Source organism: Streptomyces sp. NPDC051172 (assembly GCF_040682555.1).
Classification (GTDB): Bacteria; Actinomycetota; Actinomycetes; order Streptomycetales; family Streptomycetaceae; genus Streptomyces.
In genome coordinates, this window is the sequence record NZ_JBFBBE010000406.1 from 1 (window position 1) to 1189 (window position 1189).

A 1189-nucleotide genomic window follows, 5' to 3' on the forward strand; every position below is an offset into this window, starting at 1 on the left:
CTCCGCATTCTCGGACTCGAGCTGCTCGTTGAGGGCGATCAGGCGCTTGAACTCCGCCACGATCTCGTCGAGGAAGTCATCCACCTCGGTCTGGTCGTAGCCCTCGCGGAACTTCGTGGGCTGGAACTGCTTGTTGACCACGTCTTCCCAGGACAGCGCCATGGAACCGTCTCGCTCTCTGCTCGATGCTCGGGGACTGCCGGGCGGCCCGGCGCGTCGGCGGTCGGCGCGCCGGTGAGTGGCGACGCCGACCCTGCCGCGAAGACTACCACCGGGGCCGGGAGCCGCCCCGGGCCGCGGGTCAGGCCACGCCGGCCAGGCTCAGCACCAGGACCCGCAGCAGCACGACGCCGAGGAACACGATGAGGAAGGCCACGTCCAGGCCGATGCCGCCCAGGTTCACCGGCGGCACGGCACGACGCACGGGGCGCAGCAATGGATCGGTGGCCCCGTACACGCCGCTGGCCAGCACGAGGGCCGCCCCGGTGGGGCGCCAGTGGCGGGCGAACGACTGGGTGACGTCCAGGACGATCCGCACGGTCAGCGCCGCGAGCACCACCGTCAGGGCGATGTAGGCGAGGGCGAGGAGCAGCTGCATGGGCACCTCAGTCGCCGTCGAACGGGGAGTCGGCCACGCCGGACTCGCCCTGCTCGGCGCCGACGACGTCCACGGTGGCCGGGGTCAGCAGGAACACCTTGCTGGTGATGCGGGAGATCGAGCCGTGCAGGCCGAAGACGAGGCCGGCCGCGAAGTCCACGAGGCGCTTGGCCTCGTTCTCACCGAGGTCGGTCACGTTCATGATCACGGGGACGCCGGAGCGGAAGGACTCGCCGATCGCCTTCGCGTCGTTGTAGGAGCGGGGGTGGACGGTGGAGAGGGTGTGCACGGAGGCTCCTTCGGCAGACGACGCTGCGGCTCGCTTGATGGGGGTCACCGGGGCCCGGTAGCCCGGGTCGACCGGCTCGGGACGCGCCGGACGCCGGGGTTCGACGGGCTCGGCCGCGGTGGAGCCGGACGGGGTCACGGGCTCCGGCCGCTCGGCCGGCTCGGGATCGCGGACCGCAGCCGGGCGGACGGCCTCCATGTGGGGGTCGGTGTCCGGCTCCGCGGGGCGGCGCGCCTCGACGACCTCGTGTCGGGGCGCGGCCTCCCGCTCGGCGGCACGCGGCTGCTCGTCGTACTCGTCGC

General features: G+C 72.8%; 3 protein-coding genes. All 3 read right to left on the reverse strand.

Annotation, left to right across the window (positions count from 1 at the left end; all coding sequences use genetic code 11):
- The coding region (locus AB0N07_RS51485) for a DivIVA domain-containing protein (protein WP_365847963.1) at positions 1–162 on the reverse strand (162 nt) is incomplete at its 3' end.
- A gap of 139 nt (positions 163–301) precedes the next feature.
- On the reverse strand, positions 302–598 hold the full coding sequence (locus tag AB0N07_RS51490) for a YggT family protein (RefSeq protein WP_010078509.1): 297 nt from the start codon (positions 596–598) through the stop codon (positions 302–304).
- A gap of 7 nt (positions 599–605) precedes the next feature.
- A partial coding sequence (gene sepF / locus AB0N07_RS51495; protein WP_365847961.1) for a cell division protein SepF occupies positions 606–1189 on the reverse strand: 584 nt, incomplete at its 5' end.

Bases quoted from the DNA above. Each gene is read 5' to 3' on its own strand.
- AB0N07_RS51490 (WP_010078509.1), bottom strand. From the start codon at position 598: ATGCAGCTGCTCCTCGCCCTCGCCTACATCGCCCTGACGGTGGTGCTC.